Origin of the sequence: Flavitalea sp. (assembly GCF_035489435.1) — a bacterium.
GTDB lineage: Bacteria > Bacteroidota > Bacteroidia > Chitinophagales > Chitinophagaceae > DATHKG01.
Window position 1 is genome coordinate 21994 of record NZ_DATHKG010000181.1, and the last position, 15540, is coordinate 37533.

Annotated in this window: 10 protein-coding genes; 2 read left to right on the forward strand and 8 right to left on the reverse strand. The window is 41.6% G+C overall.

Annotated elements, in window-relative coordinates:
* Positions 1 to 17 precede the first annotated feature (17 nt).
* From VK664_RS28660 to VK664_RS28670, 3 genes are all read right to left on the reverse strand, one after another.
* Entirely contained in the window at positions 18 to 545 is a 528-nt protein-coding gene (locus tag VK664_RS28660; protein WP_461402169.1) for a DsbA family protein, read from the reverse strand.
* Between the two features lie 131 nt (positions 546 to 676).
* Complete coding sequence (locus VK664_RS28665; protein ID WP_461402170.1) at positions 677 to 3094, reverse strand: ABC transporter permease; 2418 nt, start codon at positions 3092 to 3094, stop codon at positions 677 to 679.
* Between the two features lie 245 nt (positions 3095 to 3339).
* The gene (locus VK664_RS28670) at positions 3340 to 4689 is read right to left on the reverse strand and encodes an alkaline phosphatase family protein (RefSeq protein WP_461402171.1); all 1350 of its coding nucleotides are present in this window, start codon (positions 4687 to 4689) and stop codon (positions 3340 to 3342) included.
* 93 nt (positions 4690 to 4782) lie between these two features.
* On the opposite strand from VK664_RS28670, the gene VK664_RS28675 reads away from it, so the two are divergent.
* The gene (locus tag VK664_RS28675) at positions 4783 to 5658 is read left to right on the forward strand and encodes a ThuA domain-containing protein (protein ID WP_461402172.1); all 876 of its coding nucleotides are present in this window, start codon (positions 4783 to 4785) and stop codon (positions 5656 to 5658) included.
* A 113-nt stretch (positions 5659 to 5771) separates the two neighbouring features.
* Here VK664_RS28675 and VK664_RS28680 read toward each other — a convergent pair whose 3' ends face one another.
* Complete coding sequence (locus VK664_RS28680; RefSeq protein ID WP_461402173.1) at positions 5772 to 7010, reverse strand: PQQ-dependent sugar dehydrogenase; 1239 nt, start codon at positions 7008 to 7010, stop codon at positions 5772 to 5774.
* A 287-nt stretch (positions 7011 to 7297) separates the two neighbouring features.
* On the opposite strand from VK664_RS28680, the gene VK664_RS28685 reads away from it, so the two are divergent.
* Positions 7298 to 8521, forward strand: coding sequence for a PQQ-dependent sugar dehydrogenase (locus tag VK664_RS28685; RefSeq protein WP_461402174.1), 1224 nt, complete (start codon positions 7298 to 7300; stop codon positions 8519 to 8521).
* Positions 8522 to 8646: 125 nt separating this feature from the next.
* On the opposite strand, the gene VK664_RS28690 is transcribed toward VK664_RS28685, so the two are convergent.
* The 4 genes from VK664_RS28690 to VK664_RS28705 all read right to left on the reverse strand — a co-directional run bounded on the left by VK664_RS28690 (position 8647) and on the right by VK664_RS28705 (position 15383).
* A complete protein-coding gene (locus VK664_RS28690; RefSeq protein WP_461402175.1) occupies positions 8647 to 9174 on the reverse strand; it encodes a hypothetical protein in 528 nt (175 codons plus the stop codon).
* A gap of 127 nt (positions 9175 to 9301) precedes the next feature.
* Positions 9302 to 10573 carry a peroxiredoxin family protein gene (locus VK664_RS28695; protein WP_461402176.1) on the reverse strand — a complete coding sequence of 424 codons (1272 nt, stop codon included), beginning with the start codon at positions 10571 to 10573 and terminating at the stop codon, positions 9302 to 9304.
* A 125-nt stretch (positions 10574 to 10698) separates the two neighbouring features.
* Positions 10699 to 12132 carry a SusD/RagB family nutrient-binding outer membrane lipoprotein gene (locus VK664_RS28700; RefSeq protein WP_461402177.1) on the reverse strand — a complete coding sequence of 478 codons (1434 nt, stop codon included), beginning with the start codon at positions 12130 to 12132 and terminating at the stop codon, positions 10699 to 10701.
* A 77-nt stretch (positions 12133 to 12209) separates the two neighbouring features.
* Entirely contained in the window at positions 12210 to 15383 is a 3174-nt protein-coding gene (locus tag VK664_RS28705; protein WP_461402178.1) for a SusC/RagA family TonB-linked outer membrane protein, read from the reverse strand.
* Positions 15384 to 15540 lie beyond the last annotated feature (157 nt).

A 15540-nucleotide genomic window follows, 5' to 3' on the forward strand; every position in this document is an offset into this window, starting at 1 on the left:
TACAAATGCGTTGCTTATTAACGTATAACTATCAGTGAATGTAAATATTCTTCAAGACGCTTGCCATCCCAGCTATCTTCATACTTTAGCCCATTTACAAAAAATGTCGGAGTAGCATTAACACCACTTTTCAATCCATCCAGGAAATCATTTTCCACTTTCTTATAAAGAGTTTCGTCCTGTATGTCTGACTCAAACTGCGCAAGGTTCAGCCCGATAATTCCCGCATATCTCATAATCGCATCATTTTTTAATTGACGCTGGTTCTCAAAAAGCATATTGTACATTTCCCAGAACAAACCCTGCTTTTCAGCCGCTTCCGCAGCCACCGCTGCCATACGCGCTTCAGGATGAACCTTAGAAAGTGGAAAATGACGATAAACAAACATCAGGCTACCTTCCAGGTTTTGCAGAATGTTTTTAATGATAGGATATGCACGTCCACAATGGGGGCACTGAAAATCTCCGTATTCTATCAGAGTGATCGGTGCATCTTTATTACCTGTGATATGATCAGTATCCTGAATCGACTGATATGCTGCCATTGGCTTTGGTTGTTTTAAAGATCCGGCGTTGGCCATTTAATATGCAAACAGTTACCCGCAAATATGCAAACAATTACCCGGCAAAAGTTAGTTCAATATTACAACCTGGCCAAGCCATTACCTGAAAAGAACTATTCGTTCCGCAGAACAACCGAGGGATTCATCAGCGCAGCCTTTAATCCCCGGAAACCTACCGTAACTAATGTAATAATAATAGCCGACAAGCCAGCTATGCCAAAGATCCACCAGGCTACTCCAATCCGGTATTCAAAATTCTGGAGCCACCTATTCATCAGTAACCAGCCAACAGGTGCAGCGATCAAAAAGGCAATTACGATTAATTTTAAAAAGTCTTTCGAAAGCAATACCACAATCCCAGAGACGCTGGCGCCCAAAACTTTCCTGATACCAATCTCTTTGTTTCTTTGTCTTATGGTAAATGTTGCAAGACCAAATAAACCAAGACAAGCTACAAATATCGTAAGACCTGCAAAGATACCCAGGATCTGACCTGTGTTTTGTTCCGCTTTGTATGTATTGTAAAATTGTTCATCAAGGAATGAATAATCAAAGGGACGATCCATTTTGAGTGATTTCCATCCGGATTCAATTTGTTTAATCACACCGGCAATATCTTCCGTTTTCACCCTGACTATCAATTGCCCTGAATTTTTGCTATAAGTCATGACAAGTGGTGAGATCTTTTCGTGTAAAGATTTAAAATGAAAATCCTTAACCACTCCCACTACATGATAATTTCTGACACTACCACTGTTATCAGGATGCGTAAGCGTTTTGCCAATGGCATTTTCATTCCATCCAAGGGCTTTCGCGGCTGATTCATTTACTATGATCGCACTCGAATCGGTGCCAAAGTCGCCCGCAAAATTTCGCCCTTCCTTTATTTCCATCCCAAGTGTTGAGATATAATTTTCATCCACATCATACCGGAGTGTTTTGATCTGGTCTGCAGAATTTTTTTCAAAAACAAAAAAGTTATTTCCATAGCTTGGACCCGCCGGTAAATAACCCGAACTGGTAAAGCTTGCCACACGGGGATCACTGCGGAGAATATCTTTGAGATAATCCTGCTTCTCACCAAGATCCTGAGCTCCCGGTATCAGGACCACCTGTTCTTTATTATAACCAAGTTTTTTGTTCTGGATGTATGCCAGCTGACTGTAGACCACAGCTGTACTAACCATCAGCACTATAGATATCGCAAACTGGAAAACGACTAGTCCGCTTCGCAGACTTACATTACCCTTAGAAGCCTGAAACTTACCTTTAAGCACCTTCACCGGGTTAAATGAAGACAGTACAAAAGCCGGATATGTACCAGCAACAAATGCAGTAATCATACCCGTTACACAAAGTGCGGGAAGAAACCATGAACTCATGGCCAGGGATAACTGCAGCTCTTTGCCGGATAATTTATTAAATACGGGTAAGGCAAATTCTACAAATACCAGGGAGATCATAACTGCGATCGTTGTGATAACCAGGGACTCAATCAGGAATTGCCAGATAAGCTGAGATTTAAGAGAACCCATTACCTTTCTTATTCCCACTTCCCTCGCTCTTTTGCCGGCACTGGCAGTAGAGAGGTTCATGAAATTGATGCATGCAATCACAAGCATAAATAATGCAATTGCACTGAAGATATAAACATAGCTGATATTACCTGCAGGTTCAAGATCGTTGGTAGTATCTGAGTGAAGATGTATTTCGCGGAGCGGTTGTAAAAATATACCAATATCGTTTCCTGCAGCTCTGAATTCCTTCAAACTGACCCCCAGGGCCTGTGTTAACTGGGGACCCATATATTTATCAACCGCCAATGGTAATTTTTCCTGGAGCCTGTGGTAATCGTATCCAGGTTTTAATACCAGGTATGTATAATAATTGGAGGTCATCCATGAATTTGATGATGCATCAGGTACTTCGGTAAGTGATGCAAACATATCGAAGTGAAAATGGGATGCGTCAGGAATCTTGTCGATAAGCCCGGTAACCTTATAATCTTTTCCAAAGTTTTTAAATGTGAGAATTTTTCCAATTGGATTTTCAGTACCAAAATATTTGTTGGACATTTCCCTGGTAATAACCAGGCTGTTTGGTTCTGAAAGCGCAGTCTTTGCATCTCCCAGCAATAATGGGATTGTAAACAATGTGAAAAAGTTGGGATCAGTCATCGCAATGTTTCTCTCATTGAAGGTCTTGTTTCCGATCACAACGGTCGGAGCTCCGCCAACACTTAATCTTGTAGCTTCTTCTACTTCGGGATAATCTTTCAACATCGTTTTAGCTACGGGCGGAAATACATTGGCTTCCCGCATCTGCTGGCCCTGTACTTTCCCACGAAAAATAACCCGGACCGTACGATCTGCTTTTTTACTGTAGGTATCATAGCTGAGTTCATGTTTAACAAACAGCATAATCACTATGCAGGTGGCCAGCCCTGTAGCGAGGCCGAATATATTAATTGCAGAGAAGGCCTTATTGCGCCAAAGACTGCGAATTGCGATTTTAAAATAACTTTCTATCACTGTCCTGATTTTATGTATTTGATGCTTCTGTTAAGGATATGTCCGGTTCCGCGTATATCTCTTCCAAGAGGGTGCCATGTTGCCAGATCATTGAAAATCAGCTCAAAACAAAGATCTAAGAAGAAAAGATGTGTTCGGTTTTGTTACATGGAGTGTCCCGTTTCGAAATACTTCTATGAAGTATGAGACGGATTCAGTGAATCTTTTAATTTGCTTTATCTGGGTTTAGCATAAAAAAGACCTTATCATTTGTATTGCTGAACAAGGCCAGCCAGGTCTTCTCCTGCCCAGCAATTCAGAAAGTTTTCCTGCGTTTCTATAACAATTTTATAGAAGCGGGATTTGTTTGCGGTTAAGTCGACCGATGCCTGTTGCCCGGCCAGCGGTACTGTAGCGGCGAGTAAATATTTATCAGGAATGCCAAGCCGGTAGTTGTTTTCCGTAGCAATCCAGATCTTTGCTTTACCCGTTTTTTCCAGTGCATCCCATCTTACCACTATTTTATTCTTTTCCAATATCGCAGAGGGATTAACCGCAGACAATTTACCGGTAAGCGATGTTCCATCTATTTCCATCAATTGCGACCTTGGTATCGCAATATTCATAAAACGCGCGATTGAAGGCATTATATCTACAATAGCTGGTTTGTTTTTATTATAATAATTATTCACATCGGGCGCATTGGTGACAATCCAGGTAGATCTTTCCCGATCAGATTGACGGCCATGTCCTTTTCCACTTATTGAATCCCTTCCATGATCGGTGGTGATGTATATCTGCCATTCCTCCCCCTTTGCTTTGGCTCTCGATTGAATGGATGACCATAGCCTTGACACCTGTTTATCCATTATCCTGACAGCATTATAAAATGGCTCACTATCTCCAAACATATGACCCATATCATCGGTATATTCAAGGTAAATCCATGAAAGGTCAGGACCATGATTAACAATTGTTTCAGCTGCTTTATTTACAACGTCCTCGTCTATCAGATGAATATATTTTCTTGCTGAATCGTGGGGATATTTTATAGTATCATTTTCCAAACCGTCAAATACAAAATCAATCTTTAACCCTTTGGACATCTCCAGGCCTTCACCAACCAGTTTTGTCCGGTTGTCTTCCCAGCTTGAAAACACACCTGTTTTTTTACCAGGATACTGATCTTTGAATAACCGGAATATGGTCGGATAATGATAGTTCGGTTTTGCAATATCATTGTCCCATACATTGTGTTTGTTAACCCAGGTACCTGTTAGCAGGCTATTGTATCCGACTGCAGAAATAGTGGGAGTTTCGGAATAACTATTTTTTTTACCTCCCACAGTGGCCCGGAGATAACGGCCCTGTTTTGCGATAAGATCAAGCGCAGGTGTAGCAACTTTTTCTATAACATCAGCAGGGATTCCATCTACTATCACAAAAACCACTTTACGTGGTTTAACCAATTCTGATCTGCTTTCAGATTTTATGTTACCGGTAATATCAAAAGATAAATCTTCCAGATACGGCTGCTCATTTACATGGGCATTTATTAAAAACATTGCAGATGCTAAAACGAAAACAACTTTCAATTGTACCAGGGACCGGTTCATATTATTTATTTCAGGATTTAATAAAAGCATAATCAACTTTGGGAACAGAAAAATTTAAACCCATATATTTAGATTTATTAATAACTTATCCCGATGCCGGCAACCTCTTTTGCTGTTAAGATACTTGTTTCCCTGGGCTTATTACTGGCCAACACTATTTTTGCGAATCCCGGGATCGTTAATGGATCAGCAAGTTTTAAACCATTATTTAAAGCGATTGCATTTTTTACGTGCAGGAATGATAAGGCACATATAAGTTTTGTGAAAGAAGCAAATAAGTGGTTTACCGATGTCGCCGGTAAGAATAATTTCTCCTATGACACCACTTCAGACTGGGGTAAAATGAATTCTTCAACGCTCAGCAAATATCAGTTAGTGATATTCCTTGATACCCGTCCGGATAAAACCGATCAGAGAGATGCATTTGAACAATACATGAAAAATGGTGGAGCCTGGATCGGATTTCATTTTGCCGGTTTTGCATTAACGCCTTCCGACTTCCCTCAAAACTGGAATTGGTACCACCAGGAATTCCTTGGGGCTGGGGAATACGTTAGCAATACATGGCGGCCTACTTCCGCTTTTTTAAAAATCGAGAAGAAAAATCATCCTGGAATGAAAACAATTCCGGGCCTGTTCAAATCTTCGCCCAATGAATGGTATCGCTGGAGTAATGATCTTCGTTTAAACCCGGATATTGAAATCCTGGTTTCAATTGATTCCAGCAGCTTCCCGCTTGGCACCGGGCCAAAGAAACATGAAATATGGTATAGCGGATATTACCCGGTTGTGTGGACCAACAAAAAGTATAAGATGATTTATTTCAATATGGGCCATAACGATATTGATTACGAAAACGGCACCAACAAGGAACTGTCATTTACTTTCAACAATCCCATTCAGAACAAACTTATTCTTAACAGCGTGTTGTATTTAGGGCTTAAGAAAGTTATGAGTGATGAGTTATGAGTTATGAGTGAGTTATGAGTGAGTTAAGAATGTAGAGTTATGAATGAATAAAGTACAATTCATTCATAACTCTACATTCTTAACTCACTCATAACTCATAACTCATAATTCTCTTAAGGTTTTCCTATACGATACAGTCTTCCCTGTTCAGTCACCGCATACAGCGCTCCATCCTTACCTTGTGTGATATCGCGGAAACGCTGGTTTTCGCTTCCCAACAAACGTTCTTCTCCGGTGACTTTATTATTTTCTATCACAAGCCTCACAATATGCTGACCACTAAGTGCACCTATGAACAGGTTATTTTTCCACTCAGGTAAACTATCTGATGAATAGAAAGTGATCCCACTTGGTGACACTACCGGATCCCAATAATATACCGGTTGTTCCATTCCCTCCTTCTGCTGGATGGCATCACCCACTTTTTCACCACTGTATTCTATGCCATATGTAATCGTAGGCCAGCCATAATTTTTGCCGGCTTCGATCCTGTTCAATTCGTCACCTCCACGGGGACCAAACTCAACTTCCCAAAGATCTCCGGTCTGGGGATGAAATGCAAGCCCCTGTACATTACGATGTCCATAAGAATAGATCTCCGGTCTTGCATTGGCGTTAGTAGCCAAAGGATTCCCTGGAACTGGCTTTCCATCTGTGGTTATACGCAAAACTTTTCCGAGACCTGATTTAATATCCTGTGCCTGGGGACGGGTAACAAGATCAGAACGCTCACCGGTACTTACCACCAGGTTACCTGATTGGTCGATCAAAATTCTTCCTCCATAGTGAAGAGTACCTTTATAAGCAGGTGTTGCCCGGTAAATCACGGTAGCACCTTCGATTGTTTTTTCGTCTGCAGAAAGTTTTCCTTTTGCTACAGCAGTCAGGTTTCCTTCCGGCAATGGTTCAGAAAACACCCAGTACACAATCCTGTTGGTTGCAAATGCAGGATCAACCCTCACGCCTAATAGTCCACCCTGTCCGGCCGGATTCACCTTTGGAAGGCCTGTGATTGGAGCACTCAACTGGCCACTGGTAGTGGCTATGCGCATTGTACCGGTTTTTTCAGTAATCAGGAGACGACCATCCGGGAGAACAGTAATGCCCCATGGGGTCTTGAGGTCGGTAGTTATGGCCTTGACTTCATAAGGGGTGTTTGTTTTCACGCCACCGATACGGGTTTGGCCTGCGAAGGCCGGCTTATATTTTGAGTTCGGTTCTTTTGTCTCAACAGTTGCGCCGGCACTGGTAGAATCGGCGTTGGCAGCAACCGGTTCATTGCTCTTTTTATTTTCGCAAGCCGAAAAAACAATGGCAGTCACAATTAATGTTACAGGAAAAATTCTATTCATATTAATGATTTATGCGGTTAAAATAAAGCGGTAAAAGTAAAGATAATTATCAAAGCGAAGCTGGTATCGAAATGTCAAAAACCCTACAAAAGCATAACAATTTCATAAAGCCCATATGAAAAGGGTAAACTTATCACATTAAGAGATGTTTTATTTAGAAGTTGAGTAAGTCATATATTTATAGGCTCAACAATTGCATCCACCTTAAGGCATGTTATAAGGAAGAGCTCCTGCCTTGTTCAAAGTTCTAAACATAAAACCAATAGATAAACATAAAATCAATAGAAATGTACAAAAAGTTTAAAGCATTTTTGCCTGCGTTTACCATGAGTATGATTGTCAGCGGGGCGATGGCTAATCAGCAACAGTCCCGTGATACTGCTATTGCACCTGTAGAAACCAAAGCTCCAAACAGCGACTACAAATCAGCCTTCGCAGGACAGACCCGGGTGGCCGGAGTGAAAACAAAAACTGCATTCCAGGGTAAATTGCTTTCAAGCGATTTAAAAAGTCCATGGGGAATTGCGATGTTACCAGATGGCAGGTTCCTGATTACTGAAAAACGCGGGCAGATGCGCCTGGCAACACCAGAGGGCCAGGTAAGCGAACCTATCTCAGGCATACCAGAAGTTAATCCTGCCGGGCAGGGAGGATTGCTTGGCCTCGCAATCGATCCGGCATTTGGCAGCAACCGAATGGTCTATTGGCTGTTTTCTGAAAAAACAGGTGATGGCAACCTTACTGCAGTAGCCAAAGGCAAATTATCGGCAGACGAAAAATCAATCCAGGATGTAACGGTTATCTATAGAGCCACTCCGGCTTTTAAAAGTAACAATCATTATGGTGGAAGGATTGTGATTGATAAAACAGGAAATCTCATAATAAGTACAGGAGAAAGGTCTTCCATAGAATCCCGGCCCCAGGCACAGCATCTAAATTCTGCACTCGGCAAAATTATCAGGATCACAAAAGATGGTAAACCGGCCGCTGGTAATCCTTTCGCAGGCAAATCGGATTCAAGGCCCGAACTTTACTCTTATGGCCATCGCAATGTACAGGGTCTGGCCATCAACCCTCAAACCGGTGATCTCTGGAACAATGAATTTGGTCCAAGAGGCGGAGATGAGTTAAACCTGGTACAACCAGGTAAAAATTATGGCTGGCCAACTATCACTTACGGTATCGAATATAGTGGGTCAAAAGTAGGTGATGGAATAACCCAAAAAGATGGCATGACACAACCGGTATATTACTGGGATCCGGTTATTTCACCCAGTGGTATGATCTTTTACACCGGGGATAATATGCCGGAATGGAAAAACAACCTTTTTATCAGTAGTTTAAGCGGTATGCATGTGGCCAGGCTCATCATCAAAGACAACAAGGTAGTTGGGGAAGAGAGATTGCTTCCTGAACTCGCTCAACGCTTCCGCGATATAACTCAAGGTAAGGATGGAGCGCTGTATGCAGTGACTGATCAGGGTAGACTTTATCGAATAGGAAAACCTTAAGAAAGTTATGAGTTATGAGTGATGAGTGATGAGTGAGTTACGAATGTAGAGTTATGAATGATTGTACTTTATTCATTCATACTTATAAATCACTCATCACTCACTCATCACTCATAACTCATAATTCATAACTCAAATGAAAGGTTTCCTACTGCTACAGACGTAATGACCTCGGCCCAGGTTTCGTAGGCTGAAAGGGCAGGTTGGATGGGTAGTACACGTGCGTTTACCCAGTTTTTATAATTCAGCAGATAGGTTTTTGCATCATACTTCAGCTTATACTTAAAGGGATTTTGTATTTTAAGCATCATCCCCTCGTGTACTTTCTTTTTTGAAATTTGTGTGAAACTGATGATCAGCGTTTTTTCCGGGAATTTGTTTTCCGCTACCGCCCTTACATTTTTCACAACTCCATTTTCCTGTTCGATCTCAATAAAAACCGTTTCGCCGGGATATAACTGAACTGTTTGATCAGGTAACACATAGTTTGCTTCAGGCAGGTTTTCTTCGTATGTAGTTTTCTTGTCAACGGCAACTGTCAACAAGTAAGGCTTTCTTTTTAATGGGAAAAGATCTTGTGCACTAACCGATGATGCAATAAACATCATGGTAATAGACATCATGGTCATTGAAAAAATAATCGCAGGTTTCATAGTTTAGGTTTTATAAGGACTGATTAGACCAGCAAAAAAGGCCGATTCCATACCAAAATAATAATATAAACTGAAAAATGAAAGCCGCGTCGGAGCGCGGCTTTATAAATTTATATTCCCTCCCTATTTATTTTTTAACCAGTTCATCAATATCATGGTTGAACTCCTTAACAAACTCATCGTAATACTTTCCGGTAGCAGGACCCGAAAATCCTGTATGAATCTTCGCGACCTTACCCTGGCGGTCGACCAGTATCATTGTCGGAAATGAAAGAAATGTATTTAAGGCTGGCAATGAAGCCGCAACGGCCTGCTTGTCTGCCTTGCCTCCAAAAACCTGCGCATACCCGATATCATACTTTTCACGGAAACGATCCAGCGCTTTTTTGACGAATACAGGATCAGTCTGGCGCTCGTAGTGTATCGAGACCGCTTCAATTCCCCTGCTTTTATTCTTTTTATACCATGGAGATAAAAAATTCGCTTCATCTATGCAATTAGGACACCAGGTTCCCCCTATGGTTACGATTACTATTTTGTTACGGAATTTTTCATCCTTTAGTGATACCAGCTTACCATCTGCATCCGGAAATGAAAAATCCAGCGTCGAATATCCCTGCTTCATCAAAGTAAGTGTAGATGCATCGGGCAAAGCTGCATTTTCATTTGGCACTCCAGTAAATACCTGGCTTGATCTTGAACCAATTGCTTCACCGGTCAATTTGCCATCACTGCTTATCTGACCTTTATAATAAGATGGTGACGATCCGATAAAAGATGAAAGCTGAAATTTGTTCCCATCTACCGTTCCTTCCAAATACCTTGAATCACCCGTTATTCTCAGAAATGTCCCTTTTAACTTATTCCCTTCCTGGGTGAACAGTCCAACTGCTTTTTCTTCTGTTCCATTTCCCGCCTTGAACAAAATATCATAGGTTCCTGAAACATCGGCTACTGCTGTCGAAGAGCCGCTATCTTTAAACCGGTATGAAAGATTTTTTTTGGCGGTCAAAGGAGTTCCGGGTGTGTTGCTGTTTTGTTTTCTCAATTCACCTGATAATTCATCACCAACCAACTTCAACGCAAACTCGTTATCGAACTGGTCAAGCGACACTATCACAGAGTCATTCACCTGTTTAACGGACCCACCCTCAAACTTCTCATCTCCATTCAGGAAATATATAGCTGGCTTATTATCCTTGCCTTTCGCGAATTCAAATACAAATGGCACCTTAAGTCCCGGGCGGATTTCAAATTCACCCCGCCATTTGCCTTCAATAGGCAAAGGCCGTGAATTTTTTTGCTCAGTCATTACCGGAATACCCGTGTAACTATAGGTGCTGTCTGCCCATCCGGTAAAAATAAGTATTGACAAAACTAGTACGATTGTTAATCTCATATTTGAAATAATTAGCCGGTTTATAACGAAATTATGTGTTAATATATTAAACCAGCGTTAAAGCAGGTAAGCGTTAAATCAGTCAAGCGTTAAAGCAGGTAAGCGTCAAGACAAGTATTCAGATACTAAAACAAGTCAAACCAGAGTTTTGTTGTCAGCAAATCTGTTCCCTGGTTTGCCACTGCTGCCTTATAACTATCCCCGTTAAGCGATTGCTCAGTGCCGGGATAGATGAACCTCACCGGTATCTCTCCATTTAACACCGTATTGGCTGATGCGGTCAGCACCGGGTAATCCAGTCTTCTTCTTTCCGCAAATGACTCAAGTCCCTGGCCAAATAAAGCGATCCACTTTTGTTCACCAATAGATTTTTTGAAATTACTATTGTCAAACTGTACACCCGGCTGAGCAAGATAAGTAGCAGTTGCAGATTCTGAAATACCATATTGTTTAAACGAAGCACTGATTGCCTGCTGATACAGTACCGCGGCATTTTCAGTGGTAAAGCCTCGCGCCGCTGCTTCTGCCCTGTCAAAAAGAAGTTCGGAATAACTAAAAATAATGGCAGGAGATTGTGGTGTGAGAAAGGATGCACCAGGCTTCGAAGTTTTTGCAAATCCAAGATTGCTTGCTTCTGAATTCGTCAAACCATTGGGTATGCCCACATATTCCTGCGGAGTTGGTGTTTGAGTTTTGCTTGCGAACACGGTAAGCCTGGGATCATTTAACTGGAACAATTTATCAGTCACGGTTTTGCTTATCCGATAATCATCTCTTGTTTCAAATAAAGCGCTGACGGGATTCTGTTGTGGCGAAGTAAGATATATTAACTGTGCATTATCAGCATTGTCGCTGATCAAAACATCGCCCGCAGCATTGATTTCATCAAGCACTTGTTTTGATTTAGCTGGCTCTTTGTCTGCAATGCGAAGGGCAATCCGCAACCTTAAAGAGTTAGCCAGTTTTTGCCATTTCGTAATATTACCTGAATAGATAATGTCACCGGATATTGCCTTGCCGGAAGGTTGTAGCAATGATTTCGCCGTTTTCAGTTCTTCAAGCAAGCCAAAATAAATGTCTTTCTGTTTGTCATAAGCTGGCGATATATATTTATCAAGAGCAGCAGCCTGAGTATACGGCACATCGCCATAAGCATCTGTCATTAACTGAAAGATCCAGGACCGGAGGATAATGGCAACTCCTTTATAATTTGGGTTAGCTGTTTCGTCTGCCAGTTTTATGATCTCATTCAGATTCGTGATGCCCTGTGAATAACCGGTCGTCCAAAGACTCGTAAAGCTACTGTTGGAAAATATAAAACGATCTTCTTCCGTATACTGAATCTTAGCCCAGTGCTGTACAAAAAGAAGACTTGAATTCATGGTATTTGCTGTTCCCCAGTATGCATCGACGGTATTTTTTATTGCACCGGTCAAAAGATAATCCGGCTGCGCATTTTCAGTGGCATTGGGATTTGTATTTACTTCGTCGAGCTCCTTGTTGCAGGCTGTTAAACCAATCGCAAGGAAAAGCGCTATATGATAAACTGTTTTTTTCATGATTGATGCTGTTTTGAATTCTGTGATGCTGTTTTGAATTCGGTGATGTTGATTTGAATCCGGTAATGCTGGTTTGATTAGAATCTAAGGTTGATATTAAATCCATAACTGCGTGTTGTTGGATTTGAGAGACTTTCCAATCCCTGGCCATTACCTGTATTGAAAGCCACTTCCGGATCGATGTCATCAACGTTTCTATGTATGATATAAAGATTCCGGCCAACCAGTGACACTGAAGCACCGACAAGACCTATCGAACGAATCCATTTTACAGGAAGATTATAACTCAGCTTTACTTCACGCAGCTTTACATAAGAAGCATCAAAAATATTCGCTTCATCGATTGTGCGGAACGACTTATAATATTGTTGAGCCGGTAAAATTTTTGAATTTGCTTTCCCGTCTTCGGTTACGCCGTTAAATATAATACCATCGTCGTATACGGTTTCGCCTGCAGGTGCAGAGGAGCCCTGTTCAAGTTTAACTGTACCATTTGCTTTGTTATTGCCGGGATAGTAATAAAACAAACCACCATTCTCGGCTCCTCTTCCAGGCAAGGTGGATGCGAGCACACCTGTATACGTGCCCGTTGCAAAAGTGCCGTTGTATATGGAACCTCCAAAGCTTCCATCTATCAACACTCCAAGACTAAAGCCTTTAAAAGAAAAAGTGTTGCTTATACCGCCGATCCAATCAGGAGTGTATTTCCCGAGAACTCTTTTCGTCGGATCTATTTTTGGAGTACCGGTTGCATTTACAATAATATTGTTTGCATCATCTCTTAGAAACGCGTTCCCAAATAAGGTTCCATAAGGCTGACCAACTGCCGCTATGACCTGGGCTGAATTAGTAGCGATCACATAATTCTGAAGCAACCCTTCCTGGTCGAGTTCTATCACCTTAGATCTGTTCAATGCGTAATTAAGGTCGATATCCCAGGTGAACTGGCTTTTGACAGGTGTAATTCCTAATTGAACTTCAAACCCTTTGTTATTTATCTCTCCGGCATTGAGCAACTTGGAGCGGTAGCCTGTGGCAGGACTTACATCCACACTAAGTATCTGGTCATAGCTGTTTGTGTTATAAAAACTCAGGTCAACTTTTACCCTTTTATTCCATAAAACTGCTTCAGCACCAAGTTCAGTTGAATTTGTTGTTTCTGGTTTAAGATCCGGATTCAGGTAAGCTGTGGATGCATTAAGCTGTGGGTAAGCTCCATAAGGTGCTCCAAACACATATGTGTTAAGCAACCTATATGGATCGGCATCCTTACCAACCTTCGACCAGCCACCCCTGATCTTAGCATAATTGAGAACGTTGCTTTGGATCTGGAGCGCTTCCGTTAATACCACGCTACCGTTGAATGAAGGATAGAAGTAAGAACGGTTGGCTGCGGGCAAGGTAGACGTCCAATCGTTCCTGCCAGTTACGTTTAAAAACAAATAATTCCTGAAGCCTAACTGCGCAGAACCAAATACACTATAAGACTTGAGCTTGCTATAGTTGTTAGATGATATTAAAGGATCCCTTGAATTGGTTAATGAGTAAAGACCAGCCACAGCCAACCTTGGAGCGCTCTGGTCATTCTGCTCAATATAGCGTGACCTGATATTACCACCTGCAAGTGCTTCAACGGTAAAATCCTTGTTGATGCGTTTATCATAATTAAACGTTCCTTCAGTATTTGTTTCATTTACTGTAAACGCGCTTTCAGAATACGATCCAAAAGGAGCACCGTTTGTACCATAAGCAACTTTTATTTTCCTGCGATCATTATAATAGTCGGTACCGGAACGGAAATTAAAACTCAGACCTTCAATTATTTTATAATTCAGGGCAACACTACCTATCAAACGGTTTCGTCTTTGTTCAACTGTGTTTTCATAAGCAATAAAATAGGGATTACTATAATAGCTATTGTTCCAGTTGAAAGGAACACCATTTTCATCACGATATGGTTTCAGGCGGTTTATATCAACCTGCCTTCCGAACCATGTGTATTGCAGCATCGTGCTTGTTGCACGGGTACCACCTGTTCCGGGAAGATTGTCTGAAGCAAGACGGCTATAATTTGCATCGACAGTAACAGCGAGCTTTGGAGTTACCCGGAGCGTAGTATTTAACGCAAATGAATTTTTGCCCTGCCCGGAGTTCGGTATTACTCCTTCTTGTTTCAGATTGTTAAATGAAACACGATAATCAACTTTCTCGGTTGCGTCTGCAATTGAAATCCCATTGGTAGCTACATAACCTGTCCTGAAAAAATCTCTTACGTTATCAGGATGAGCAACAAATGGAACCGGTTCACCTTTGGAATAGAACTGTGGGATTAGTCTTCCGTCAAGTCTTGGCCCCCAGCTTTCATCAACTCCATCGTTTATACCTGCTCCTTTTCCATCCACATAACTAAACTTTCCTTCAGAGCCCTGGCCATAAGAATTCTGGTATTCCGGTAGTGTAAGCAAACTTTCAAAAACAACATTTGAGTTTACCGTAATGCCTAAACCTTTTTTGGTTTTGCCTGTTTTTGTCTTGATAAGGATCACACCGGCAGCGGCCCTTGATCCATAAAGTGCGGCAGCATTCGGGCCCTTCAATACACTTATAGATTCAATATCATCAGGATTGATATCTGAGATTGTGTTTGCATAATCCCGTGCACCACCGGAATTTAATTGAGAGTTGTCAACTGGAATGCCGTTGATAATAAATAGAGGCTGGTTATTGCCCGAAATAGAAGTTTCCCCGCGAATAACAATCCTTGATGATCCCATATCACCCTGGCTGTTCGTGATCCTTACCCCGGCAACTTTACCAGCAAGTGCATTTACCAGGTTAGGTGTCTTTACTTCTGCGATATCCTCTGTTTTAAGCTCCTGTACTGCATAGCCAAGTGATTTCTTTTGCCTGGAGATTCCCAGTGCGGTTACTACAACTTCATCAAGGGCGTTGTCGCCGGGCTGTAAAACGATCTGGAGCGGAGCGTTAATGTTTTCCGTTTTGATCTCACTGGTCTGAAACCCAATATAAGAAAATACCAGCTGGTCATTCGAAGAAACAGTAATAGTGAATAAACCCTGTGCATCAGTAAGAACATTTTGCTGGCTGTTCTTAACCTTTACAGTTACACCCACCAACAACTCACCTGCGGCGGAACGTACCGTTCCGGTTAACGTTTTTGTTTGTGCCACAAGAACGTTGGTAAATAGCAATAATAAGATTGGAATAAAAAATCTAATTGTTTTAAACATAGTAAACCTGGTTAATAGTTTGATTGTCCGATACCGGCATAGCTGTGCCAAATGGCTTCCTGCATGGTAATAACTTACCCGCGGTACCAAACCAATTTTCAAAAATTCAATAAACGAGATTTGAATAAATTACATCATCACTTTAGTGTCGCGATAA

What these genes read in the sequence shown, in the direction of transcription:
- VK664_RS28660 (WP_461402169.1), bottom strand. Translation starts at nt 545, where the DNA reads ATGGCAGCATATCAGTCGATTCAGGATACTGATCATATCACAGGTAAT.
- VK664_RS28670 (WP_461402171.1), bottom strand. Translation starts at nt 4,689, where the DNA reads ATGAACCGGTCCCTGGTACAATTGAAAGTTGTTTTCGTTTTAGCATCT.
- VK664_RS28675 (WP_461402172.1), top strand. Translation starts at nt 4,783, where the DNA reads ATGCCGGCAACCTCTTTTGCTGTTAAGATACTTGTTTCCCTGGGCTTA.
- VK664_RS28680 (WP_461402173.1), bottom strand. Translation starts at nt 7,010, where the DNA reads ATGAATAGAATTTTTCCTGTAACATTAATTGTGACTGCCATTGTTTTT.
- VK664_RS28685 (WP_461402174.1), top strand. Translation starts at nt 7,298, where the DNA reads ATGTACAAAAAGTTTAAAGCATTTTTGCCTGCGTTTACCATGAGTATG.
- VK664_RS28690 (WP_461402175.1), bottom strand. Translation starts at nt 9,174, where the DNA reads ATGAAACCTGCGATTATTTTTTCAATGACCATGATGTCTATTACCATG.
- VK664_RS28695 (WP_461402176.1), bottom strand. Translation starts at nt 10,573, where the DNA reads ATGAGATTAACAATCGTACTAGTTTTGTCAATACTTATTTTTACCGGA.
- VK664_RS28700 (WP_461402177.1), bottom strand. Translation starts at nt 12,132, where the DNA reads ATGAAAAAAACAGTTTATCATATAGCGCTTTTCCTTGCGATTGGTTTA.
- VK664_RS28705 (WP_461402178.1), bottom strand. Translation starts at nt 15,383, where the DNA reads ATGTTTAAAACAATTAGATTTTTTATTCCAATCTTATTATTGCTATTT.